Raw genomic sequence first — 24169 nt, 5'->3', positions numbered from 1 at the left:
TCCGCGGGTGTGGTCATGAAGCGCAATCGCGCCTTTGCCCGCCGCCTGCGGCGTTACTACGGCTGGTATACGGTCGTGTTCGTGTTGTTCGTGCTGCTGCTGGCGATGGGTGAATACCTGGGGCTGTCGCAGCCGGTGATCGGCCACGTCTTCCTGTTCGTGACCATCGCGATCTATGCCGCCATCGGCGTCATGAGCCGCACCACCGATGTGTCCGAGTATTACGTCGCCGGCCGCCGGGTGCCGGCGATGTTCAACGGCATGGCCACCGCCGCCGACTGGATGAGTGCGGCGTCCTTCATCGGCCTGGCCGGAACGCTTTATTTTTCCGGCTTTGAAGGGCTGGCCTTCGTCACCGGGTGGACCGGCGGTTTCGTGCTGGTGGCCCTGTTGCTCGCGCCCTATCTGCGCAAATTCGGCCAATACACGATTCCCGATTTCCTCGGCGCACGCTACCAGGGCAACGTGGTGCGCCTGGTCGGGCTGGGTGCGGCCGTGCTGGCGAGCTTCGTCTATCTGGTGGCGCAGATCTACGGCGTCGGCCTGGTCACCAGCCGCTTTGTCAGCGTCGAGTTCGAGATCGGACTGTTCATCGGGCTCGCCGGCATCCTGGTGTGTTCCTTTCTCGGTGGCATGCGGGCGGTGACCTGGACCCAGGTGGCGCAGTACGTGATCCTGATCATCGCCTACCTGGTGCCGGTGGTGATCCTGTCCTACAAGCTGACGGGCATCCCGCTGCCCCAGGCTGCCTACGGCAGCGTGCTGCAGAAAATTGTCGTCCGCGAAGACGCTCTGTTCGATGCGCCTTCCGAGGTCGAAGTGCGCACCCTGTACGCCGCCCGTGCGCGGGATTACCAGGCCAAGATCGCCGCGTTGCCCGATTCGCTGGAAACCGAGCGTCGTGCGCTGATCGAGCGCCTGAACGAGTTGCGCCTGGGAAACGCCTCGGCACGCGAGATCGCCCTCACCGAGCGGGCTCTGCGCGACCTCCCGCGCACGCCGACCGAGGCCGAGCAGATGTGGAGCCGGGCGCGCGCCGAGGCACTGGAGCGCTCGCGCCCCCCCCCGCGCCATGCCCAGGCGCATCCGGGGGCGAATGCCGCCGAATCCACCGTCGCGCGCAACAACTTCCTCGCCCTGATGTTCGTGCTGATGGTCGGCACCGCGGCCCTGCCGCACATCCTGATGCGCTACTACACCACCCCCGGCGTGGTCGAGGCGCGGCGTTCGGTAGCCTGGTCGCTGTTGTTCATTTTCCTGCTCTATGTGACGGCACCGGCCTACGCGGTGTTCGCGAAGTGGGAGGTGTATCACAACGTGGTCGGCTCGAGCATCAGCATCCTGCCCGAATGGGTCAGCTCGTGGGGCAAGGTCGGTCTGGTCAAGATCGAGGACCTCAACCTGGACGGCATCCTGCAGTTGGCCGAGTTGCGCATGGACACTGACGTAATCGTGCTCGCCACCCCGGAAATCGCCGGCCTGCCTTACGTGGTGTCGGGCCTTGTAGCGGCGGGGGGGCTGGCGGCGGCGCTGTCGACTGCCGACGGCCTGCTGCTGACGATCTCGAACGCCCTGTCGCACGATCTGTACTACAAGGTCGTCAATCCGCAGGCTTCCACCCACCGCCGGCTGGTCATTTCCAAGTCGCAGTTGCTGGTGGTCGCAGTGGTGGCGGCCTGGGTGGCGTCGATGCGCCCGGACAATATCCTGTTCATGGTCGGGTTGGCATTCTCGATCGGGGCGTCGGCGTTTTTTCCGGCGCTGGTTCTGGGCATCTTCTGGAAGCGGGCGAACCGCCCCGGAGCCGTCGCCGGCATGCTCGCCGGCCTGGCGCTGACGCTGATCTACGTGGTGCAGACGCATCCGTTTTTCGGCGGCTCGATGGCCAATGCCTGGTTCGACATCAATCCGATTTCGGCCGGCGTGTTCGGGGTACCGCTGGGGTTCGTGACCATCGTCGTCGTCAGCCTGCTGACCGCGCCGCCGCCGCGGGAGATCCAGGATCTGGTCGATTACGTGCGCTATCCGGAACTGCAGCCCTACCCGGAGCGGGAAGAGTAAGCTACGGCGCGGCCCCTCCGCCGACATTCGGACGTATGGCGCCGGGGCGCAAGCCGGCCTGCCCAGGCCGTTGCCGCTTCAGCAGATACGTTCCCAGAGGCCTTGTTCGTCTTCGAAGCGGTCCAGCTCCAGGCCCTTGAAGTCGCTGCGCGAGACGATGCCGACGACCTTGCCTTCCACCACTACCGGCAGGTGACGGTACCCGCCATCGCACATCATATGCAGGGCCTCGATCGCCGTGCGCTCCGGTGCGATGGTGTCGGGGTGCGGTGTCATCGCTTCTGCCAGCCTGACGCTGGCGGGATTGCCGCCGCGGGCGATCATCTGCACCGCGTCGCGGCCGGTGAACACCCCCTTCAGGTGGGCGCGGGCATCGGTAACCAGCACTGCACCGACGTTGCGTTCGCACATTTTCCGACATGCCGTCTGCACCGTATCTGCAGGGCGCAACATCAACGGATTCTGATCCTTGACGATGAATGAAACGTTGCGATTGCTCATGGCGTGCTCCCGATCGATAGCCTGCCTCCCTGTCTGCAGCCTATGCCGAAAGCGCGCCGGCGATATTGACATTCGTTAACATCGCCGCACTCTGTGTCGTGTGCCCGGTGCGCTTTGGTCGCGGCTCTTGAAGCGCGCCGAACGCGCCCCACATAACGAGTCAGTCAACCGTTCCTGAGGACGCCCTCCATGCGCTTCGACAAGCTCACCACCAAGTTCCAGCAGGCCCTGCAGGATGCGCAGAGCATCGCCGTGGGCAACGACCAGCAGTTCATCGAGCCGCTTCACCTGCTGCAGGCGATGCTCGAACAGGACGACGGCGGCACGGTCTCGCTGCTGCAGCGCGCCGGCGTCAACGTGCCGCCGCTGAAGAACGCGGTGGCGAAGGCGATCGGCCGCCTGCCCAAGGTCGAGGGCCATGGCGGCGAGGTCAGCCTCGGGCGCGATCTCAACAACCTGCTCAACGTCACCGACCGCGAGGCGCAGAAGCGCGGCGACCAGTTCATCGCCAGCGAGATGTTCCTGCTCGCGCTGTGTGAGGACAAGGGCGAGGCCGGCCGCCTGCTCAAGGAGCACGGCCTGACGCGCAAGGCGCTGGAGGCCGCGATCGAGGCCGTGCGCGGCGGTGCCGGCGTGGCCAGCCAGGACGCCGAAGGCCAGCGCGAGTCGCTCGCCAAGTACTGCCTCGACCTCACCGAGCGCGCCCGCAGCGGCAAGCTCGACCCGGTGATCGGTCGCGACGACGAGATCCGCCGCGCGATCCAGATCCTGCAGCGGCGCACCAAGAACAACCCGGTGCTGATCGGCGAGCCCGGCGTGGGCAAGACCGCGATCGTCGAAGGTCTCGCCCAGCGCATCGTCAATGACGAAGTGCCCGAGACCCTGAAGGGCAAGCGCGTGCTCTCGCTCGACATGGCGGCGCTGCTCGCCGGCGCCAAGTACCGCGGCGAGTTCGAGGAGCGGCTGAAGGCGGTGCTGAAGGAGATCGCCCAGGAAGAAGGGCGCATCATCGTCTTCATCGACGAGCTGCACACGATGGTCGGCGCGGGCAAGGCCGAAGGCGCGATCGACGCCGGCAACATGTTGAAGCCCGCGCTCGCGCGCGGCGAGCTGCACTGCATCGGCGCCACCACGCTCGACGAGTACCGCAAGTACATCGAGAAGGACGCCGCGCTCGAGCGCCGCTTCCAGAAGGTGCTCGTCGACGAGCCCACGGTCGAGGCCACGATCGCCATCCTGCGCGGCCTGCAGGAGAAGTACGAGATCCACCACGGCGTCGACATCACCGACCCGGCGATCGTCGCTGCCGCCGAATTGAGCCATCGCTACATCACCGACCGCTTCCTGCCCGACAAGGCGATCGACCTGATCGACGAGGCCGCGGCGCGGATCAAGATGGAGATCGACTCCAAGCCGGAAGTGATGGACAAGCTCGACCGCCGCATGATCCAGCTCAAGATCGAGCGCGAGGCGGTGAAGAAGGAAAAGGACGAAGCGTCGCAGAAGCGCCTGCAGCTGATCGAGGACGAACTCGCCAAGCTGCAGCGCGAGTACAACGATCTCGAGGAGATCTGGAAGGCGGAGAAATCGAAGGCCGCCGGCTCGGCCCACGTCAAGGAAGAGATCGACCAGCTGCGCGCGCAGATGGCCGAGTTCCAGAGGAAGGGCCAGCTCGACAAGGTCGCCGAGCTGCAGTACGGCAAGCTGCCGCAACTCGAGGCGCAGCTCAAGCTCGCCGAGCAGGCGGGCGAGAACGCGACGCCGAACAAGCTGCTGCGCACCCAGGTCGGCGCCGAGGAGATCGCCGAAGTGGTGTCGCGCGCCACCGGCATCCCGGTGAGCAAGATGATGCAGGGCGAGCGCGAGAAGCTGCTGCAGATGGAAGACAAGCTGCACCAGCGCGTGGTCGGCCAGGACGAGGCGGTGCGCCTGGTGTCGGACGCGATCCGGCGTTCGCGCGCCGGCCTCTCGGACGAGAACCGGCCCTACGGCTCCTTCCTCTTCCTCGGCCCCACCGGCGTCGGCAAGACCGAGCTGTGCAAGACCCTGGCGAGCTTCCTGTTCGACTCCGAGGAGCACCTGATCCGCATCGACATGAGCGAGTTCATGGAGAAGCACTCGGTCGCGCGCCTGATCGGCGCGCCGCCGGGCTATGTCGGCTACGAGGAAGGCGGCTATCTCACCGAGCAGGTGCGCCGCAAGCCCTACAGCGTGATCCTGTTCGACGAGGTCGAAAAGGCCCACCCGGACGTCTTCAACGTGCTGCTCCAGGTGCTCGACGATGGTCGCATGACCGACGGTCAGGGGCGCACGGTCGACTTCAAGAACACCGTGATCGTGATGACCTCCAACCTCGGCAGCCAGATGATCCAGCAGATGGCGGGCGACGACTACGGCGTGATCAAGCTCGCGGTGATGGCCGAAGTCAAAACCTATTTTCGTCCCGAGTTCATCAACCGCATCGACGAGGTGGTGGTGTTCCATGCCCTCGACGAGAAGCACATCGCCGGCATCGCGCGCATCCAGCTCCAGCATCTGGAGAAGCGCCTGGCACGGCTGGAGATGGTGCTGGAAGTCAGCGACGCGGCGCTCGGCGAACTCGCCGAGGCCGGTTTCGACCCGGTGTTCGGCGCCCGGCCGCTGAAGCGCGCGATCCAGGAGCGGATCGAGAATCCGCTCGCGAAGGCGATCCTGGAAGGGCAGTTCAGTGCCGGGGACCGGGTGCGGGTCGATGCCCGGGACGGCCGTCTCGTGTTCGAAGGCGCCACTCCCTGAGCTTTGAAGTGCTGAGCCGTACGGTGCTCTTTGCGGGCTCGTCGACGCGGGGTGAAGCCGTGACCGGGAGCGGCCCCCGCCGGTGCGACAAGCCCGCGCGGGCGCCGGGACAGGGGCAGAAACCGCGGCGGATGCGCTAAACTGCCGCCCTTGTGGGCGCCGCCGCGCGCCCATCTTTCTTGTTCCCTTCTACGGAAACCGCGATGTTCGAGGCCATTCGCAACAACAAGCGGGTTGCCCAGTTGATTCTGGCAATCCTCATCGTTCCCTTCGCTTTCTTCGGCATGGATGCCTATTTCAGCGACTCGCCCACCGGCAGCGAGGTCGCCACCGTGGGCGGAACCGCGATCAGCGCCTACGAGTTCGACCAGGCCCTGCGCGAGCAGCAGGACCGTCTGCGCGCCAGTGCCGGCGGCCAGCTCGATCGCGCGCTGCTGGAGTCGGCCGAACTGCGCCGGGCGGTGCTCGACAATCTGATCAATCAGCGCGCGCTCGCCCTGTACGCGGCGGAAAACCGCTTCGTGGTCACGCCGCAGCAGTTGCAGGAAACCATCACCGCGGTGCCGGCGTTCCAGGAGGGGGGGCGGTTTTCCCTGCAACGCTACGAGGCGGTGGTGCGTGCCCAAGGCATGACTCCGGCGAACTTCGAAGCCCGCCTCGCCCAGGACGTGCGCGTGCAGCAGATCGTGACTGCGATCGGCGATGCCAGCCTGGTGCCGAAGGCTTCGGCGGAACGCTTCATGAATGCACAGCTCGAGGAGCGCAGGGTCCGCGAACTGCGCTTCCCGGTCGCGCGCCTGGCCGCCGATATCGCCGTGGCGGACGAGGACGTCACGGCCTTCTACGACGCGAATCCGGCGCGTTTCGAGCGTCCGGCCCGGCTGCAGGCCGAATACCTGGTATTCGACCGGGCTGCTGTGGAAGGCCGGGTTGAAGTCGGCGACGACGCGGTCCGCGCCTTCTACGAAGGCAACCCGGCCCGTTTCGGTGTTGCCGAAGAGCGCCAGGCCCGTCACATCCTGCTCGCGCTCGAGAGCGGGGCTGACGAGGCGACGGTGGAAAAGGTCATGGGCGAGGCACGTGCGCTCGTCGATACGCTGCGCAGCGACCCCTCGCGCTTCGCCGACATTGCCCGTGACAAGTCGCAGGACCCGGGTTCGGCCGGGCGCGGCGGCGACCTCGGCTTCTTCGGCCGTGGGATGATGGTGGGCCCGTTCGAGGATGCGGTCTTCGCGCAGGAAAAGGGCCGGATCGGCGATCCGGTGCGAAGCGAATTCGGCATCCATATCATCCAGGTCACCGACATCAAGCCGGCCTCGGTCAAGCCCTTCGAAGAGGTCCGCGAGGAGATCCGCGCCGAGCTGCGGGCGCAGGAAGCCGGCCGTCGCTTCGCCGAGCTGGCCGAGCAGTTCGCCAATACGGTGTACGAGCAGCCCGACAGCCTGACGCCGGCGGCGGAGGCGCTCGGCCTGGAGCTTCGAAGCAGCGACTGGATCTCGCGCAGCAGTGGCAGTGAGCCGTTTACCAACGAGCGCCTGCTCGAAGCCGTGTTCTCCGACGAGGCGGTGAAAAATGGACGCAACACCGAGGCCATCGAGGTCGGAAACGGGACCTTGGTGTCGGCCCGGGTCAAGGTCTTCGAAGCAGCCCAGCGCCTGCCGCTCGATGAGGTGCGCGGGCGCATCGTCGACGAGCTGCGCCGTGAGCGCGGCCAGCGCCTGGCTGCCGAGCAGGGGGCCGAAACCCTCTCCCGGCTGCAGCAGGGCGAGCCGGTGAAGGCCGCCTGGGGCGAGGAGCGGACCGTGCAGCGCGGTGCTCCGGGCTTGCCGGCGGCAGCGATGCAGGCGGTGTTTACCGCGCCGTCCACGGCGCTGCCCGCCCACGTCGGCGTGAGCCTGGCCGAAGGGGATTACGTCATCTACCGCATCGAGGCGGTCGAGCGTCCGCAAATCGCCGCGGATGATCCGCGTATCGGCGCGGTCGCCGCGCAGTACGGGCAACTGCTGGCGGCACGCGATTTCGGTGCTTTCCTGGCCTCGCTGCGCCAGCGCTACGAGGTCGAGATCAAGCCCGCGGCGCTGCAGGCCCAGTCCCAGTAACGGCAGCCCCGGTGCCGCCCTGCCGGCGTCGGGGATCGTCGGGTGGGGGCGGCACCGAGGGGGCGACGAAATGGGGGCGGTCAGTTGTCCTGACCGCCCCCATTTCGATTGTTGCAGCGGGTTTGCCGTGGCAAGGACTACTGCGGCAGAGGCGCGGCGTTGCCTAGTGCGGTGGTGTTGAAGCCGCCGTCCACGTACATCACCTCGCCGGTGATGCCGCTGGCGAGATCCGAGCACAGGAACGCGGCGGCGTTGCCGACTTCCTCGATCGTCACGTTGCGGCGCAGCGGCGCATTGTGCTCGTTGAACGACAGCAGCTTGCCGAAGCTGCCGATTCCGGAGGCCGCCAGGGTCTTGATCGGGCCGGCGGAGATGGCGTTGGCGCGGGTGCCTTCGGGGCCGAGGGTGACGGCAAGGTAGCGCACCGCGGCCTCCAGGCTGGCTTTGGCCAGGCCCATGATGTTGTAATTGGGCATGGTGCGTACCGCGCCCAGGTAGGACAGGGTCAGGAGCGCGCCATTGCGGCCTTTCATCAGCGGGCGGGCGGCCTTGGCCAGCGCCGGGAAACTGTAGGTGCTCACTTCCTGCGAGATGCGGAAGGCTTCGCGGGTCAGGCCGTCGAGAAAATCGCCTTCGAGGGCTTCGCTGGGAGCGAAGGCGATCGAATGGACCAGGCCGTCGAGCCCGTCCCAGTGCTGGCCGAGCTGTTCGAACAGACCGCTGAGCTGGGCATCGTCCTGGACGTCGAGCGGGAAGATCAGCTCGCTGCCGAATTCGCTCGCCATTTTGGCGACGCGGTCCCTGAAGCGCTCGTTCTGGTAGGTGAAAGCGAGCTCCGCGCCTTCGCGGTGCATGGCTTTGGCGATGCCGAACGCAATCGAACGGTTGCTCAGCAGCCCGGTGATGAGGATTCGTTTGCCGGCGAGAAAGCCCATGGGTGAGACTCCGAATGACAAGGAGCGGATTATAGCCAAATCCCTGCCCGCGGCATGTCCTTCCGATCGCACCGCCGTCCAAAACCTGCCAGAATCCGCCCTGTTCTTGATTCTACGGCTTGCGCGTGCGCCGATTTCTCAGCCTTCCTTGCCCACTTCGCCGCGTCGGCGCCGAGGCCCGCGGCCGCGTTCCGGCGCGTGCGCTCGCGGCCGCGCTACCCGTGCTGGCGGTGGCGGCGTTGCTCGGGGGCTGCGGTTCGGCGTGGAACGATCCCTATCCGGCGCACGAGCGCGGGGACAATATCCTGTATACCGCGTTCACCGAGCGCCCCAAGCATCTGGACCCGGTGCAGTCCTACAGCGAGGACGAGGCGAGCTTTCTGTACCAGATCGTCGAACCTCCGCTGCAGTACCACTACCTGAAGCGCCCTTACGTGCTCGAGCCGGCGACGGCCGACGGCATGCCGGTGCTGCGCCGCTACGATCGCTCCGGGCGCGAGCTTGCCGCCGGCACCGATGCGGCGGCGGTCGCCCGCACGGTGGTCGAAGTGCGCATCCGCTCCGGCATTCTCTACCAGCCGCACCCGGCCTTTGCCGCCGGCGAGGATGGCCGCCCACGCTACCTGGATCTCAAACCGGGCGATCTGCGCACGGTTCGCTCACTGGGGGATTTCACCGCGACCGGCACGCGCGCGCTGGAGGCCGGCGACTACGTCTATCAGATCAAGCGTCTCGCCGATCCGCGCCTGCATTCGCCGATTTTCGAGCTGATGGCCGAGTACCTGCCCGGGCTGAAGACGCTACAGGCCGAACTGGCCGCAGCCTTGCGCCTGCAGGAAGGGGGCGACGGGGCAGAGCCGGCTTCGCCCTGGCTCGATCTGCGCCGCTTCGAGCTGCCCGGCGTCGAGGTGGTGGATCGCCACACCTACCGCATCACCTTGCAGGGGGCCTACCCGCAGTTCCTCTACTGGCTGTCGATGCCCTTCTTCAGCCCGGTGCCGCCCGAGGCCGACCGCTTCTTCAGCCAGCCCGGCATGGCCGAGCGCAACCTGACTCTGGACTGGTGGCCGATCGGCACCGGCCCCTACATGCTGGTCGAGAACAATCCGAACGCGCGCATGGTGCTGGTGCGCAACCCGAACTACCGGACCGACTCCTATCCCTGCGAAGGCGAGCCGGGCGATGCCGAAAGCGGACTGCTGGCGGACTGCGGCAAGGCCATGCCTTTCGTCGACCGCGTGGTGTTCTCCCGCGAGCGCGAGGGCATTCCGTACTGGAACAAGTTCCTGCAGGGGTATTACGACGCTTCCGGGGTGTCCTCGGACAACTTCGACCAGGCGGTGACGCTGACCAGCCAGGGTGAAGTTTCACTGTCGGACGAGATGGAGGCGCATGGCATCCGCCTGCTGACTTCGGTGTCGCCGTCGATCTTCTATCTGGGGTTCAACATGCTCGATCCGCTCGTCGGCGGCGGGCCTTCGAGCGCCGGCAAGGAGAAGGCGCGCAAGCTGCGCCAGGCGATCTCGATCGCGCTCGACATGGAAGAGTTCGTGTCGATCTTCCTCAACGGTCGCGGCCTGCCGGGGATGAGCCCGCTGCCGCCGGGAATCTTCGGCGCGCGCGCAGGGCAGGCGGGGATGAACCCGACGGTGTACGAATGGCGCGACGGCGAGGGGGTGGATGGGGGACGGCCGCAGCGGCGCAGCATCGAGGTCGCCCGCCGCCTGCTGGCCGAGGCCGGCTGGCCCAACGGCCGCGATGCGCAGAGCGGCGAGCCGCTGGTGATCCACCTCGACACCACCCCGGGCGGGTTGGGCGACAAGGCGCGCTCGAACTGGCTGGCCAAGCAGTTCCGCGAACTCGGAGTGCAGTTCGTCGTGCGCCCGACCGACTTCAACCGCTTCCAGGACAAAATCCGCCAGGGGAATGCGCAGCTGTTCTTCTTCGGCTGGAACGCCGACTACCCCGACCCGGAGAATCTGCTGTTCCTGCTCCATGGCCCCCAGGGCAAGGTCAAGTTCAACGGCCAGAACGCGGCCAACTACGAGAACCCCGAATACGACGCGCTGTTCGAGCGCATGAAGGCGATGCCCGACGGTCCGGCCCGGCAGCGGATCATCGAGCGCATGGTGGCGCTGCTGCAGCACGATGCGCCGTGGGTGTTCGGCTTTCACCCGATGTCGTATTCGCTGCAGCACGGCTGGGTGGAGAACCGCAAGCCGGGGGCGATGGTGCGCAACACGATGAAGTACCAGCGTATCGATGTCGCGCGTCGCGCCGCCGCGCGTGCACAGTGGAACCGGCCGGTGCTGTGGCCGCTCGCCTTGCTCGCCTTGTTGCTCGCCGCGCTGGTCGCGCCGGCGCTGATCCACTGGCGGCGGCGTGAGGCGGCGACCGCGGCGCCGGCCGGCGCGGGCGAAGGCGGGGGAGGGCGCTGATGCTGGCGTATCTGCTGCGCCGCGTGCTGTATGCGGTCCCGATCCTGATCGGGGTGAATCTGCTGACGTTCGTGCTGTTCTTCGTCGTCAATTCGCCCGACGACATGGCGCGCATGCAGATCGGCGTCAAGCGCGCCACCCCGGAGGCGATCGAGCGCTGGAAGGCCGAGCGCGGCTACGACAAGCCGATGTTCGTCAATGCCGAAGCGCATGGCAGCGCGCGCTTCACCGAAACGATCTTCTTCGACAAGTCGCTGCGCATGTTCGCGCTCGAGTTCGGCCGCGCCGACGACGGCCGCGACATCGGCCAGGAGATCCGCGACCGCATGGGGCCGTCGTTGGCGATCGCGCTGCCGACCTTCGTCCTGAGTCTGGTCGCCGCGATCAGCTTCGCCTTGCTGCTGGTGTTCTTCCGCGCCACCTATCTCGACTTCTGGGGGGTGGTGCTGTGCGTGGCGATGATGTCGATCTCAAGCCTGTTCTACATCATCGGCGGGCAGTGGCTGGTGTCGAAGATGTGGGCCCTGGTGCCGATCTCGGGCTATGCGCCGGGGCTGGATGCGGCGCGCTTCCTCGTGCTGCCGGTGCTGATCAGCGTGCTCGCCGGGATCGGCTCGAGTGCGCGCTGGTACCGCACGATCTTCCTCGAGGAAATTTCCAGGGACTACGTGCGCACCGCGCGGGCGAAGGGCTTGTCCGAGCTCGCTGTGCTGTTCCGCCACGTCCTGCGCAACGCCCTGATCCCGATCCTCACCGGTGTCGTCGTCGTCATTCCGCTGTTGTTCATGGGCAGCCTGCTGGTGGAGTCCTTCTTCGCCATTCCGGGCCTGGGCAGCTACACGATCGACGCGATCAACGCGCAGGACTTCGCCGTGGTGCGGGCGATGGTGTTCATCGGCTCGGTGCTGTACATCGTCGGCCTGGTGCTGACCGACCTCTCATATACGCTGGTCGACCCCCGGGTGAGGCTGGAATGAATGCGTCGATGGGCTTCCAGCCGGTGCTGTTGTGGACCGACCTGCTGCTGTTCGCGCTGATCGGCGTCGCGCTGCTGGGGGCGCTGCATGCGCGCCGCCAGCCGCCGCTGCGCGCGGCCTGGCGCAAGGTGGGGCGGCGCCCCGCGGGGATGGCGGCGGCGACCATGCTGCTCGTCTTCGTCGCCCTCGGCGTGCTCGACAGCCTGCACTACCGTCCGCAACTGCCGCCGCTGCCCGTGCTCGATCCGGGTGCCGATGCGGCCTCGGCGGCGATCGGAAACGGGGCGGAAATCGAGGATGGGGAAGAACGCCGGCGGGCGGCGGCGCTGCCCGCTGCGGTGTATTCGACCGAGGTGCTGTCGCTCCTCGACGCCCTGCTGGCGCCGCTGCGTGCGCACACCGAGAAGACGTATTCGGCACCGTTCGCATCGACCCTGTACCAGCGTGAAATCGTGCAGCTGGAAGATGGCCGGCAGATCCGCGCCTACCCCCGCCTTGCGCACGGCAGCGCCCATCTCGTCGACCCGGAGGCGGAGCGTGCCGGCGACATCGCCACCCGGATGCTGGCCGCGCTGGGCCAGGCGCTGCTCGCCTGGGCCGGGGGTGTCGCGCTGCTCGTCGGCCTGATCCGGCGCGGCAATGGGCTGGGCTGGGGCGAGGCCGCGTGCGCCCTGGCCGCAGGGCGTACGGTGCTCGCCTGGCGCGCGGCGCTGCTCACGCTGGGGATCCTCGTGCTCATCGCCACGCTCTGCCTGCAGCTTGCACCGGCCTACCACGTGCTGGGGACCGACAAGGTCGGGCAGGACGTGCTCTACCTGGCGCTCAAGAGCGTGCGCACCGCGCTCGTGATCGGCACCCTGACGACGCTGGTGATGCTGCCGTTCGCGGTGGCGCTGGGAATCGCTGCCGGCTATCTGGGTGGCTGGGTGGATGACGCCGTGCAATATACATACACGGTGCTGAACGCGATTCCCGGCGTGCTGCTGATCGCTGCTGCGGTGCTGATGATGCAGGTCGTCATCGACACTCACCCGCAGTGGTTCGACACCGCCGCCGAACGCTCGGACGCGCGCCTGCTGGCGCTGTGCCTGATCCTTGGCATCACCAGCTGGACCGGGCTCGCCCGCCTGCTGCGGGGCGAGACGCTGAAGCTGCGCGAGCTGGAGTACGTCCAGGCGGCGCGTGCTTTCGGGGTCGGCACGCCAGCCATCCTGCGCCGCCATATCCTGCCCAACGTCATGCACATCGTGACGATCGCGCTGGTGATGGACTTTTCCGGGCTGGTGCTGGCCGAGGCGGTGCTGTCCTACGTCGGTATCGGAGTCGATCCGACCACGATCAGTTTCGGCACCATGATCAACATGGCGCGCGCCGAGCTGGCCCGCGAACCCATGGTGTGGTGGTCGCTGGCGGCGGCCTTCGTGTTCATGTTCGTGCTGGTGCTGGCGGCGAACCTGTTCGCGGATGTCGTCCGTGATGCGTTCGACCCCCGCCGCTAGCCTTTGCCGGAGCCCCCGCAGAGCGGCGATCCAGAACCACGAGCGGGCGCGGCGACTCTCACCGAAGGTGACTGCCCGCAGGCGGCAAGGGCTGCGGGCGGGAACGCATGCGGCCGGCCGATAAAATACATACAGGACATCCCCCGATGAGAGCGTTGAAGTTCGACAACCGCTTCGTCCATGAGCTGCCGGGCGATCCGGAAAGCGGGCGCCATGTGCGCCCGGTGCATGAGGCCTGCTACTCCCGCGTCGACCCGCTGCCGGTGCGCGCCCCGGCGCTGCTGGCCTGGTCGCGCGAGGTCGGCGAGCTGCTCGGCCTCGATGAGACGGACGCGCGCAGCCGCGAGTTCGCCGAAGTATTCGCCGGCAACCGCCTGCTGCCCGGCATGGAACCGTACGCCGCCTGCTATGGCGGCCACCAGTTCGGCAACTGGGCGGGGCAGCTCGGCGACGGGCGGGCGATCACCCTCGGCGAAGTGATCAACCGGCGCGGCGAGCGCTGGGAACTGCAGCTCAAGGGCGCGGGCCCCACGCCGTATTCGCGCCACGCCGATGGCCGCGCGGTGCTGCGCTCCTCGCTGCGCGAATTCCTCTGCAGCGAGGCGATGCATCACCTGGGGGTGCCGACCACACGCGCGCTGAGCCTGGTCGGGAGCGGCGAAGAGGTGGTGCGCGACATGCTCTACGACGGTCACCCCCGCCCCGAACCGGGCGCGGTGGTGTGCCGGGTGGCGCCTTCCTTCATCCGTTTCGGCAGCTTCGAGATCTTTGCTTCGCGTGGCGAGGAAAGCGTGCTCGAGCGTCTGATCGAGTTCACCATCGCACGCGACTTTCCCGGGTTGGCCGACGAGACCGACCCCGCATCGCGCCGCGTGCGCTGGTTCGAGGAGGTGTGCCGGCGCACCGCGGTGATGGTCGCGCACTGGATGCGGGTCGGTTTCGTGCACGGCGTCATGAACACCGACAACATGTCGATCCTCGGCCTGACGATCGATTACGGCCCCTATGGCTGGATCGACGACTTCGACCCCGACTGGACGCCGAATACCACCGACGCCTTCCACCGCCGCTACCGCTTCGGCGAACAGCCCCGGATCGCGCACTGGAACCTGTGGCAGCTGGCCAATGCGATCTATCCGGTGGTCCGGGATGTGGGCGCGCTCGAGCGCGGGCTCGCACTCTATGCCGAGGTGTACGAGGCCGAGCATCGCCGCCTGATGTGGGAGAAGCTCGGGCTGACACGGTGGCTGGACGGGGAAGAGGGTGGGGCCGGTGGCGCGGATGAAGCGCTGCTGGGCGATCTGCACCGCTTGCTGCGGGATGGGGAAATGGACATGACCCTCTTTTTCCGCCGCCTGGCCATGTTCGACCCCGCGGCGGTGCAGCCGGGGCTGTTCGACGACGTCTTCTACGATGCCGCCCGGCGCGAGGCGAGTGCCGGCGAACTGGAGCAGTGGCTGCAGCGCTATGCAGCGAGGGTGGACGGGGAGGGGGTTGCGCAGGCGCTGCGCAGTGAGCGCATGAACCGGGTCAATCCGCTCTATGTGCCGCGCAACTACCTTGCACAGCAGGCGATCGATGCGGCCGAGGCAGGGGACCTGTCCGTGCTCGAGCGATGGCTTGAAGTGCTGCGCCACCCTTATACCGAGCAGCCGGGCGGCGAACGCTTCGCCGGGAAACGCCCGGATTGGGCGCGCGACAAGCCCGGCTGCTCGATGTTGTCGTGCAGTTCCTGATCGGGTGTCGTGGCTTCCGCCCTCCGGCGCGGTGGCTGCGACACCTCTCTTTCATCCGGGTGACTAGTTCTTTCGGCCTACGCCCGGATGCAAAAACCTGCACAATGGATCCGCTGAAAGAGGTATCCTTTTTTATTATTACCCTATTAATGGAGCGTTTCCGTGCCCAGCGTCGCCCTCAGGCAGCCCGTCGAAGGGACTTATCATCTGCGCAAGATCGCTCCGCCGGTCTGCGTTCGCAACGCGCTGGCCGAAATGCCCATTTTGCGCGCCGCCGGGGCGCAAACGCTGGATCTGCTCGCCGATGGCGCCGAGTTCGTATCGGTGCCATCGGGGAACTCGATCTTCGAGCGCGAATCCCTGCCGACCGGCCTCTTCCTGGTCTATTCCGGCGCCGTCCGCCTGATGGCGCTCGGGCCGGATGGGCGCGCGCGCGTGGTCGAGATCTTCGAGCCGGGGGGGATGTTCGGTGAAATCGGCGTGTTTACCGGCCAGCGCTATCGCACCTGGACGCAGGCAGTCGGGCGGACAGTGCTGATCCATGTCCCGTGCGAGCGCGTCGTGCAGGCGGTGGCGATCGACAATCCGCTGTCGAACCGCATGCTGTCCGCGGTGTGCGCGCGCATCCAGCGGCTGGTCGATAGCATCGGCTGCACTTCTTCGGGCGGTGCGGCGGCGAGGGTCGCCTCCTACCTGCTCGAACTCGATGAGCGCGCCGCGCGCCCCGAGGGCCCCCTGGTCCTGCCGGCGCCGAAGAACACGATCGCGTCCCTGCTCAACCTGACGCCCGAAACCTTGTCGCGCGTACTGCGCAACATGAGCGACGAGGGTGTATTGACCGTGAGCGGGCGGCGCATCCGGATCCGCAGCCGTACCCAACTGCGCCGCATGACCGCCGCCGACCCGAGCGCGCCAGCCGGCTGAGTCTTCCCCGTTCGCCCATCCTGCGGTGATTCATGAGGCGGACCATCGCTGCAGTGGCCCGATTCGTGCTGATGCCTCTTTCCTGAATACCTCTCGCGTCGGCGAGGACTAGGGAAGCTCTGATCTATTCAGAGACGGTAAAATACTGAGGTCATAAATCGCGCTGCCACCATGAAGCAAACGACCTTCGCCTCGCTGGCGTTTGAACGGAAGAAGAAACAGACCCGCCGGGAGCGCTTCCTGGCCGAGATGGAGAAGGTCGTGCCTTGGGCAGCGTTGCTGGCAGTAATCGAGCCGCACTACCCGACGACGGGCCGGCGTGGCCGTCCGCCGATGCCGCTGGCGACGATGCTGCGGATCTACTTCATGCAGCAGTGGTACGCGCTGTCGGATCCGGCGATGGAAGATGCACTCTACGAGGTCGAGTCGATGCGGCGCTTTGCCGGTCTGGACCTCACCGACGACGCGATGCCCGACGAGACGACGATCCTCAAGTTCCGCCACCTGCTCGAGAAACATGCGCTGACCGGGCAAATGATGAACACCATCAACGACACGCTCGAGGCGCGCGGGCTGCTCCTCAAGGGCGGCACGATGGTCGACGCCACGATCATCCATGCGCCCCCCTCGACGAAGAACCGGGACAAGCAGCGCGACCCCGAGATGCATCAGACCAAGAAGGGCAACCAGTGGTACTTCGGCATGAAGGTCCACGTGGGTGCCGACGTCAATTCCGGGCTCGTGCATACCGTTTCGGTGACGCCTGCCAATGTTCCGGACATCAACCAGTTGCCGCACCTGGTGCGCGAAGATGACCGGGCGGTGTTCGGCGACAAGGGCTACGTGAACAACAAGCTCAAGCGTGTGGCGCGCGAGGCGGGCCTGTTCTGGGGCGTCTCGCTCAAGGCCAGCAAGCACCACCCACTGACCGAGGCGAACAAGCGCTTCAACCACAAGATGTCCTCGATCCGTGCGCGCGTCGAGCACGTGTTTCGCGTCATCAAGCGCCAGTTCGGCTACACGAAGGTGCGCTACAAGGGGATCGCGAAGAACGCCGCACAGGTGTTCTCGCTGATCGGTTTGACCAATCTTTATCTTGCGAGACGCGCCTTGATGAGTTGATGGGCGAAATCCGCCCGCTGCGCCCGAAAACGGGCGCTCGGGGCCGAAAAGGCCTCGAAAAACAGCGGTAGAAGCGGAAAAATCGATCATCGGGGTCAGTGGATCCGGCTGGCTTGGGTGATCGTGCTCAAAACGTCAATTGATCAGGGGTTCCCTAGTTACTTGGAACTAGTTCCTGTCGATGACTCGCTCGTTTTCTCCTGCTTTTGGCGAATGGCCGCGGCCGGGCTATGCGCCTATCCTGCCGCGCAGTGACCCGGGGAGCGTCCTGGGAGCGACAGGAGAGGGAATACGATGGTTTCTCGCAAGCGTCAGCAGCTATCCGTGCTCATCATGAGCACTTTCGCATTTACGGTTTGCTTCGCGGCCTGGATGCTGTTCGCGGTGATCGGTATTCCGATCAAGGAAATCCTCGCGCTCAACGAAACCCAGTTTGGCCTGCTGGCGGCGACGCCGGTGCTGACCGGTTCGCTGATCCGCCTGCCGCTCGGCATGCTGACCGACAAGTACGGCGGGCGCATCGTGTTCTTCGTGCTGATGCTGTGCACCGTGCTGCCGATCTACCTGATCGCGCATAGCACCGAGTACTGGCATTTCCTCGTCGCTGGTCTGTTCGTCGGTCTGGCCGGCGGCTCCTTCTCGGTCGGGATCGCTTATTGCGCGCGCTGGTTCGAGCGCCAGAACCAGGGTTTTGCGATGGGGGTCTTCGGTGCCGGCAACTCGGGGGCAGCGCTCACCAAGTTCGTCGCCCCGGCGCTGGTGGTCGCCTTCGGCTGGCAGGTGGTGCCCCAAGTCTATGCCGCGGCGATGCTGGTCACCGCGCTCGCGTTCTGGTTCTTCTCCTACGACGATCCCGAGCATCGTGTTCATTCGTCGGTGACCTTTCGCGACCAGCTCCGGGTGCTGAAGGACCCCAGGGTGTGGAAATACTGCCAGTACTACTCCATCGTGTTCGGCGGCTATGTCGGGCTCGCGCTGTGGATGACCAAGTACTACGTGGCCGAATTCGGCCTGGGACTCGAGGTTGCGGCGCTGCTTGCGGCCTGCTTCTCGCTGCCGGGCGGGGTGCTGCGTGCCGTGGGCGGCTGGCTGTCGGACAAGTACGGCGCGCACAAGGTGACCTGGTGGGTGATGTGGGTGTCGTGGATCTGCCTGTTCCTGCTGTCCTATCCGCACACCGAGTTCAGCATCCGCACTGTGGATGGCGTGCGCAGCTTCGAGATTCACCACAACGTGTGGTTCTTCACCCTGCTGATGTTCATCGTCGGCGTGGCCTGGGCGTTCGGCAAGGCTTCGGTGTTCAAGTACATCTCCAATGAATTTCCGCGCGACATCGGCGCGGTCTCCGGCATCGTCGGTCTGGTGGGCGGCATGGGCGGCTTCCTGCTGCCGATCATGTTCGGCGCGCTGCTCGATCTGACCGGCGTACGCTCGAGCGCCTTCATGCTGCTCTACGGTGTGACCTGGGTGTCGCTGATCTGGATGTATCTCACCGAAGTCCGCCGTGCCGACGTGCTCGATGGTCATGAGATCGCGCAGCAACCGGGCAAGGCCTGATTCAAACAATTACGACAACGAGGAGTCGGTTACATGAAAGCAGCGAACGCCGCCACCGCGGTAGCGCCGGTCAGCACTAGTTCGGTCGATATCGCCGACTGGCGGCCGGAGGACGAAGCCTTCTGGCGGGAGCGGGGAGCCCGGATCGCCAACCGCAATCTGTGGATTTCGATCCCCAGCCTGCTGTGCGGCTTCGCCGTGTGGCTGATGTGGGGCATCATCACGGTGCAGATGGCCAATGCCGGCTTCCCGTTCAAACCGGACGAGCTGTTCACCATTGCGGCCATTTCCGGCCTCTCCGGTGCCACGCTGCGCATTCCGGCTTCGTTCTTCATCCGCATCTGCGGCGGGCGCAATACGGTGTGGCTCACGACCGCGCTGCTGATGATTCCCGCTTTCGGTACGGGGGTCGCGCTGCAGGATACGTCTACGCCGCTGTGGGTATTCCAGCTGCTGGCGCTGCTCTCGGGGATCGGCGGCGGTAACTTCGCCTGCTCGATGTCGAACATCAGCACCTTCTTCCCGAAGCGCCTGCAGGGGACCGCGCTCGGGCTCAATGCCGGCTTGGGCAACTTCGGCGTTACCACCATGCAGTTGCTGATTCCGGCGGTGATGACCGTCGGCCTGTTCGGCGTCATCGGCGGCGATGCGATTCCGCTGGTGAAGGATTCGGCGACGCTGATCGGCAAGATCGCCGCGGGAACGCCGACCTTCGTCCAGAACGCCGGCTTCGTCTGGCTGCTGCTGCTGGTGCCGCTGGCGGTGATCGGCTGGTTCGGCATGAACAACCTGCTGACGGTGTCGCCCAACATCGGCTCCACCGGCGCGGCAATGAGCAAGATCGTTCTGTTCTACGGCATCGCGCTGGTGGTGTCGGCGATCGGCCTGTACCTCTACCTGCCGGCGCCGAGCGGCTCCGGCCTGCTTTCGGGCAACGGCATGTGGGTGGTGCTGCCACTGGTGATCGTGGGCACGCTGTACGGCATGAAAGCGGTCGCCAGCGGCGAGATGAAGGCCAACCTGAACAAGCAGTTCGCGATTTTCGGCAACAAGCACACCTGGTCGATGACCGCGCTTTACGTCGTCACTTTCGGGTCCTTCATCGGTTTCTCGATGGCGCTGCCGCTGTCGATCACGGTGATCTTCGGCAACACCCACGTGTTCGACGCCGGCACCCAGGCCTGGGTCCATGCGAAGAACCCGAACGCACCCTCGGCGCTGATGTACGCCTGGATCGGCCCCTTCGTCGGCGCCCTGATCCGTCCGGTGGGTGGCTGGATTTCGGACAAGCTGGGCGGCTCGATCGTCACCCAGTGGATTTCGATCGTGCTCGTCATCGCCTCGGCTGCGACCGGCTACGTGATGTTCCTCGCCTATCAGTCGGCGACGCCCGAAGAGCACTTCTTCACGTTCATGGCGCTGTTCGTGGTTCTGTTCGCCGCGTCCGGGATCGGCAACGGCTCTACCTTCCGCACCATCGGCTTCGTCTTCGACCAGGATCAGCGCGGTCCGGCATTGGGCTGGACCTCGGCGGTGGCGGCTTACGGCTCGTTCATCGCACCGGTGGTCATCGGCGGCCAGATCAAGGCCGGCTCGCCGGAGAACGCGATGTACGGCTTCGCGGTGTTCTACGCCTTGTGCGTGGTCATCAACTGGTGGTTCTACCTGCGCAAGAACGCCTACATCCGCAATCCCTGAACATTTTTCACCCTTCGGATCACCGATCGCCCTTCCGTATCGGAACGACGACTTGAAAGGAGTAAACCATGAGTCATTTTCTCGATCGCCTGAGGTTTTTCGACAAGGTCAAGGACACCTTCTCGAACGGGCATGGCATCATCACCAATGAAGACCGCAACTGGGAGGATGCCTACCGCAACCGCTGGCGCCATGACAAGGTGGTGCGCTCCACCCACGGTGTGAACTGCACCGGCGGCTGTTCGTGGAAGATCTTCGTGAAGAACGGCCTGGTGTCGTTCGAGATGCAGCAGACCGACTACCCGCGCACCCGCGAGGATCTGCCTAACCACGAGCCGCGTGGCTGCCAGCGTGGCGCCTCGTTCTCGTGGTACCTGTATTCGCCGCACCGCATCAAGCACCCGATGATCCGTGGCCGCCTGCTCGATCTCTATCGTGCCGAGCGCAAGGCGGGCCGCGACCCGGTCGAGGCCTGGGAAGCGATCCAGAAGGATCCGGCCAAGCGCGACAAGTACGTGCACGTGCGCGGCCTGGGCGGCTTCGTGCGCACGAGCTGGGACGAGGTCACCGAGATCGTCGCCGCAGCCAACGTGTATACGATCAAGAAGTGGGGCCCGGACCGCATCTACGGTTTCTCGCCGATTCCGGCGATGTCGATGATTTCCTACGCCGCCGGCGCGCGCTACCTGTCGCTGATCGGCGGTGCCTGCGGTTCGTTCTACGACTGGTACTGCGACCTGCCGGCCGCATCGCCGCAGACCTGGGGCGAGCAGACCGACGTGCCCGAAGCGGCCGACTGGTACAACTCGACCTACCTGATCATCACCGGCGCGAACCTGCCGATGACCCGTACCCCGGACGCCCACTTCGCCACCGAAGTGCGCTACAAGGGCGCCAAGATCGTCTCGATGGCCCCGGACTACGCCGAGTACGTGAAGTTCGCCGACCTCTGGATGCCGGTCAAGCAGGGCACCGACGCCGCCGCCTTCCTGGCGATGGGCCATGTCGCGCTGAAAGAGTTCTACATCAACAAGCAGGATCCGTACTTCCAGGAATACGCGCGCAAGTACACCGACCTGCCGATGCAGGTCGTCCTGCGCAAGCATGGCGAAGGTTACGTTTCCGATCGCAACCTGCGCGCATCCGATTTCGACGGCAGCCTCGGCGAAACCAACAACCCCGAGTGGAAGACCATCGTCTTCGACAAGAAGAGCGGCCGCTACGTCGCGCCCAACGGCTCGATCGGTTTCCGCTGGGGCGAGGAAGGCAAGTGGAACCTGCTCGAGAAGGCCGGTGCCGAGCAGGGCGAAACCGAAGCCGAACTGTCGTGCATCGACAGCCGTGACGACGTCGTCTCGGTGGGCTTCCCCCACTTCGTGCCGGGCGAGAAGGAACTGCTGTACCGCAACGTGCCGGTGCGTCGCCTGAAGCTGGCGAGCGGCGAAGAGGTGTTCGTCACCTCGGTGTTCGACATGCAGATCGCCCAGTACGGCATCGATCGCGGCCTCGGTGGCGGCAACGTCGCCAAGTCCTACGACGACGCCAGCGTCGCCTACACCCCGGCTTGGGCGGCGAAGCAGACCGGCGTCAAAGCCGCCGACCTCGAGCGCACCGGCCGTGAATTCGCCGACAACGCTTCGAAGACCAAGGGCAGGTCCATGGTCATCATGGGGGCGGCGATCAACCACTGGTACCACAACGACCTTGCCTACCGCTCGATCATGAACCTGCTGCACATGTGCGGCTGCGTCGGTCAGACCGGCGGTGGCTGGGCGCACTACGTGGGCCAGGAAAAGCTGCGTCCGCAGGCCGGCTGGGCGCCGATCGCGTTCGCCCTCGACTGGCAGCGTCCGCCGCGCCACATGAACTCGACCTCCTACTGGTATTTCCATACCGACCAGTGGCGCTACGAGACCATCAACGCCGACGAGCTGCTGTCGCCGGCCGGCCCGAACCGCAACAAGGGTTCGTCGCTCGCCGACTACAACGTCAAGGCGGTGCGCATGGGCTGGCTGCCGTCGGCGCCGCACTTCAACCGCAACCCGATGGAACTCGCCGCCGAAGCCGAGCGGGCCGGCGCCAGCGACGAGGCGAGCGTGTCGAAGTACGTCGTCGATCAGCTCAAGTCGGGCAAGCTCGACGTCGCCTTCGCCGACCCGGACGCCGAGGAAAACTGGCCGCGCAACCTGATCGTGTGGCGCGCCAACCTCATCGGCACCTCGGCCAAGGGCCACGAGTACTTCCTCAAGCACCTCCTCGGCGCCCAGAACGGCGTCATGCAGGAAGGCGGCGCCGGCAACAACTGCAAGGAAGTGAAGTGGCGCGAGCACGGCCCCACCGGCAAGCTCGACCTGATGGTGGACATCAACTTCCGCCTCAACTCGACCGGCGCCTACTCCGACATCATCCTGCCGACGGCGACCTGGTACGAGAAGAACGACCTCAACACCACCGACATGCACCCGTTCATCCACCCGCTGGGTGAGGCGGTGACCCCGGGCTGGGAGTCGAAGTCCGACTGGCAGATCTTCCGCACCCTGGCGAAGACCTTCACCGGCCTCGCGGCGAAGCACCTCGGTACGCGCAAGGACATCGTCGCGCTGCCGATGCAGCACGACTCGGCACAGGAACTGGCCACCCCGATGGGCGTGGGCAAGGACTGGAAGCACGGCGAGTGCGAGCCGATCCCGGGCAAGACGATGCCGCTGCTCAAGCTGGTGGAGCGCGATTACAGCCAGATCTACAACAAGTACATCGCGCTCGGCCCGCTGATGGTCAAGCTCGGCAACAATGTCAAGGGCATCGACTGGGATACCACCCAGGAATACGAAGAGCTCAAGAAGTGCAACTACCCGGTGCAGGTCGAAGGCGTCTCGAAGGGCATGCCTTCGCTCGAGGAAGACATCTACGTCTGCGACTCGGTGATGCGCATGGCGCCGGAAACCAACGGTGAAGTGGCGCACAAGTCGTGGAGCGCGCTGTCGAAGAAGACCGGCATCGACCACCACCACCTGTATGCCGGCCGTCACGAGGACAAGATCACCTTCCGCGACATCGTCGCCCAGCCGCGCAAGATCATCACCGCGCCGACCTGGTCGGGGATCGAGTCCGAGACCGTGTCCTACACCGCCGGCTACACCAACATCCACGAGCACATCCCGTTCCGCACCCTGACCGGCCGTGCTCACTTCTACCAGGACCACGAGTGGTTCCTCGACTTCGGCGAAGGCTTCTGCGCCTACAAGCCGCCGGTCGACCTGAAGGCGCACGAGATGGTGCCCGACAGCGTCAAGAAGAAGCCGCACCTGACCCTGTCGTGGATCACCCCGCACTCCAAGTGGGGCATCCACTCCAGCTACCAGGACAACCTGCGCATGCTCAACCTGTTCCGCGGCGGCCCGTACGTCTGGCTGTCCGAGGACGAGGCGGCGAGCATCGGCATCAAGGACAACGACTGGGTCGAGGCGATCAACGGCAACGGCGCGACGGTGTGCCGTGCGGTGGTGTCGCAGCGAATTCCGCGTGGCATGGCGATCATGTACCACGCCCAGGAAAAGAACGTGAACGTGCCCGGCTCGAACACCACCGGCAAGCGTGGCGGCATCCTGAACTCGGTGACCCGCGTCATCGTCAAGCCGACCAACATGGTCGGCGGCTATGCGCAACTGTCCTACAGCTTCAACTACTACGGCACCGTTGGTTGCCAGCGTGACGAAGTCGTGGTGATCCACAAGATCGAGGACCAGGACATCGACTGGCTGGAGCGTCCGCTGACGCCTGAACGCGAAGCCCAGCGCAACCCGGTGGGGATCGGCAAGAAATAAGGAACAAGGGTCGAGGTGCGACG

General features: G+C 65.8%; 14 protein-coding genes. 12 read left to right on the top strand and 2 right to left on the bottom strand.

Features of this window, described 5'->3' with window-relative positions; translation table 11 throughout:
• Nucleotides 1-15: 15 nt before the first annotated feature.
• On the top strand, nucleotides 16-2061 hold the full coding sequence (locus tag MXC99_RS06270) for a sodium:solute symporter family protein (RefSeq protein WP_247724632.1): 2046 nt from the start codon (nucleotides 16-18) through the stop codon (nucleotides 2059-2061).
• Between the two features lie 78 nt (nucleotides 2062-2139).
• Here MXC99_RS06270 and MXC99_RS06265 read toward each other — a convergent pair whose 3' ends face one another.
• Nucleotides 2140-2562, bottom strand: a complete 423-nt coding sequence (locus MXC99_RS06265) for a CBS domain-containing protein (RefSeq protein WP_247724631.1) — start codon at nucleotides 2560-2562, stop codon at nucleotides 2140-2142.
• 189 nt (nucleotides 2563-2751) lie between these two features.
• Between MXC99_RS06265 and clpB the strand changes: the two genes are divergently transcribed.
• Both clpB and MXC99_RS06255 read left to right on the top strand, forming a co-directional pair.
• Nucleotides 2752-5337 carry an ATP-dependent chaperone ClpB gene (gene clpB / locus MXC99_RS06260; RefSeq protein ID WP_247724630.1) on the top strand — a complete coding sequence of 862 codons (2586 nt, stop codon included), beginning with the start codon at nucleotides 2752-2754 and terminating at the stop codon, nucleotides 5335-5337.
• A 203-nt stretch (nucleotides 5338-5540) separates the two neighbouring features.
• Entirely contained in the window at nucleotides 5541-7436 is a 1896-nt protein-coding gene (locus tag MXC99_RS06255) for a SurA N-terminal domain-containing protein (RefSeq protein WP_247724629.1), read from the top strand.
• A gap of 137 nt (nucleotides 7437-7573) precedes the next feature.
• Here the strand turns inward: MXC99_RS06255 and fabI are convergent, their stop codons facing one another.
• A complete protein-coding gene (gene fabI, locus MXC99_RS06250) occupies nucleotides 7574-8371 on the bottom strand; it encodes an enoyl-ACP reductase FabI (RefSeq protein ID WP_247724628.1) in 798 nt (265 codons plus the stop codon).
• A 221-nt stretch (nucleotides 8372-8592) separates the two neighbouring features.
• On the opposite strand from fabI, the gene MXC99_RS06245 reads away from it, so the two are divergent.
• The 9 genes from MXC99_RS06245 (at nucleotide 8593) to MXC99_RS06205 (ending at nucleotide 24146) form a co-directional block, all read left to right on the top strand.
• On the top strand, nucleotides 8593-10809 hold the full coding sequence (locus tag MXC99_RS06245; RefSeq protein WP_247724654.1) for an ABC transporter substrate-binding protein: 2217 nt from the start codon (nucleotides 8593-8595) through the stop codon (nucleotides 10807-10809).
• Nucleotides 10809-11786: an ABC transporter permease gene (locus MXC99_RS06240; protein ID WP_247724627.1), complete on the top strand. Its 978-nt coding sequence runs from the start codon at nucleotides 10809-10811 to the stop codon at nucleotides 11784-11786. Before MXC99_RS06245 ends, MXC99_RS06240 begins: the two co-directional genes overlap by 1 nt.
• Nucleotides 11787-11794: 8 nt before the next feature.
• Nucleotides 11795-13285, top strand: coding sequence for an ABC transporter permease (locus tag MXC99_RS06235; RefSeq protein WP_247724653.1), 1491 nt, complete (start codon nucleotides 11795-11797; stop codon nucleotides 13283-13285).
• A 146-nt stretch (nucleotides 13286-13431) separates the two neighbouring features.
• A complete protein-coding gene (locus MXC99_RS06230) occupies nucleotides 13432-15021 on the top strand; it encodes a protein adenylyltransferase SelO (protein WP_247724626.1) in 1590 nt (529 codons plus the stop codon).
• 162 nt (nucleotides 15022-15183) lie between these two features.
• Nucleotides 15184-15945 carry a Crp/Fnr family transcriptional regulator gene (locus MXC99_RS06225; protein ID WP_247724625.1) on the top strand — a complete coding sequence of 254 codons (762 nt, stop codon included), beginning with the start codon at nucleotides 15184-15186 and terminating at the stop codon, nucleotides 15943-15945.
• 171 nt (nucleotides 15946-16116) lie between these two features.
• On the top strand, nucleotides 16117-17067 hold the full coding sequence (locus MXC99_RS06220) for an IS5 family transposase (protein WP_247724624.1): 951 nt from the start codon (nucleotides 16117-16119) through the stop codon (nucleotides 17065-17067).
• A 333-nt stretch (nucleotides 17068-17400) separates the two neighbouring features.
• Nucleotides 17401-18624: an MFS transporter gene (locus MXC99_RS06215; RefSeq protein WP_247724623.1), complete on the top strand. Its 1224-nt coding sequence runs from the start codon at nucleotides 17401-17403 to the stop codon at nucleotides 18622-18624.
• A 33-nt stretch (nucleotides 18625-18657) separates the two neighbouring features.
• A complete protein-coding gene (locus MXC99_RS06210; protein WP_247724622.1) occupies nucleotides 18658-20322 on the top strand; it encodes an MFS transporter in 1665 nt (554 codons plus the stop codon).
• Between the two features lie 68 nt (nucleotides 20323-20390).
• Nucleotides 20391-24146, top strand: coding sequence for a nitrate reductase subunit alpha (locus tag MXC99_RS06205; RefSeq protein ID WP_247724621.1), 3756 nt, complete (start codon nucleotides 20391-20393; stop codon nucleotides 24144-24146).
• Nucleotides 24147-24169: the final 23 nt, after the last annotated feature.

Origin of the sequence: Thauera aromatica, assembly GCF_023093595.1 — a bacterium.
In the GTDB taxonomy this organism is placed as follows: domain Bacteria; phylum Pseudomonadota; class Gammaproteobacteria; order Burkholderiales; family Rhodocyclaceae; genus Thauera; species Thauera aromatica_A.
The sequence above is the reverse complement of the archived record's forward strand: the minus strand, read 5'-3'. Positions and strand labels throughout refer to the sequence as shown.

Excerpts from the sequence above, each read along its gene's own strand:
- MXC99_RS06240 (WP_247724627.1), top strand. The coding sequence starts at position 10,809 with ATGCTGGCGTATCTGCTGCGCCGCGTGCTGTATGCGGTCCCGATCCTG.
- MXC99_RS06205 (WP_247724621.1), top strand. The coding sequence starts at position 20,391 with ATGAGTCATTTTCTCGATCGCCTGAGGTTTTTCGACAAGGTCAAGGAC.
- MXC99_RS06230 (WP_247724626.1), top strand. The coding sequence starts at position 13,432 with ATGAGAGCGTTGAAGTTCGACAACCGCTTCGTCCATGAGCTGCCGGGC.
- clpB (WP_247724630.1), top strand. The coding sequence starts at position 2,752 with ATGCGCTTCGACAAGCTCACCACCAAGTTCCAGCAGGCCCTGCAGGAT.
- fabI (WP_247724628.1), bottom strand. The coding sequence starts at position 8,371 with ATGGGCTTTCTCGCCGGCAAACGAATCCTCATCACCGGGCTGCTGAGC.
- MXC99_RS06215 (WP_247724623.1), top strand. The coding sequence starts at position 17,401 with ATGAGCACTTTCGCATTTACGGTTTGCTTCGCGGCCTGGATGCTGTTC.
- MXC99_RS06265 (WP_247724631.1), bottom strand. The coding sequence starts at position 2,562 with ATGAGCAATCGCAACGTTTCATTCATCGTCAAGGATCAGAATCCGTTG.
- MXC99_RS06235 (WP_247724653.1), top strand. The coding sequence starts at position 11,795 with ATGGGCTTCCAGCCGGTGCTGTTGTGGACCGACCTGCTGCTGTTCGCG.
- MXC99_RS06210 (WP_247724622.1), top strand. The coding sequence starts at position 18,658 with ATGAAAGCAGCGAACGCCGCCACCGCGGTAGCGCCGGTCAGCACTAGT.
- MXC99_RS06255 (WP_247724629.1), top strand. The coding sequence starts at position 5,541 with ATGTTCGAGGCCATTCGCAACAACAAGCGGGTTGCCCAGTTGATTCTG.
- MXC99_RS06220 (WP_247724624.1), top strand. The coding sequence starts at position 16,117 with ATGAAGCAAACGACCTTCGCCTCGCTGGCGTTTGAACGGAAGAAGAAA.
- MXC99_RS06270 (WP_247724632.1), top strand. The coding sequence starts at position 16 with ATGAAGCGCAATCGCGCCTTTGCCCGCCGCCTGCGGCGTTACTACGGC.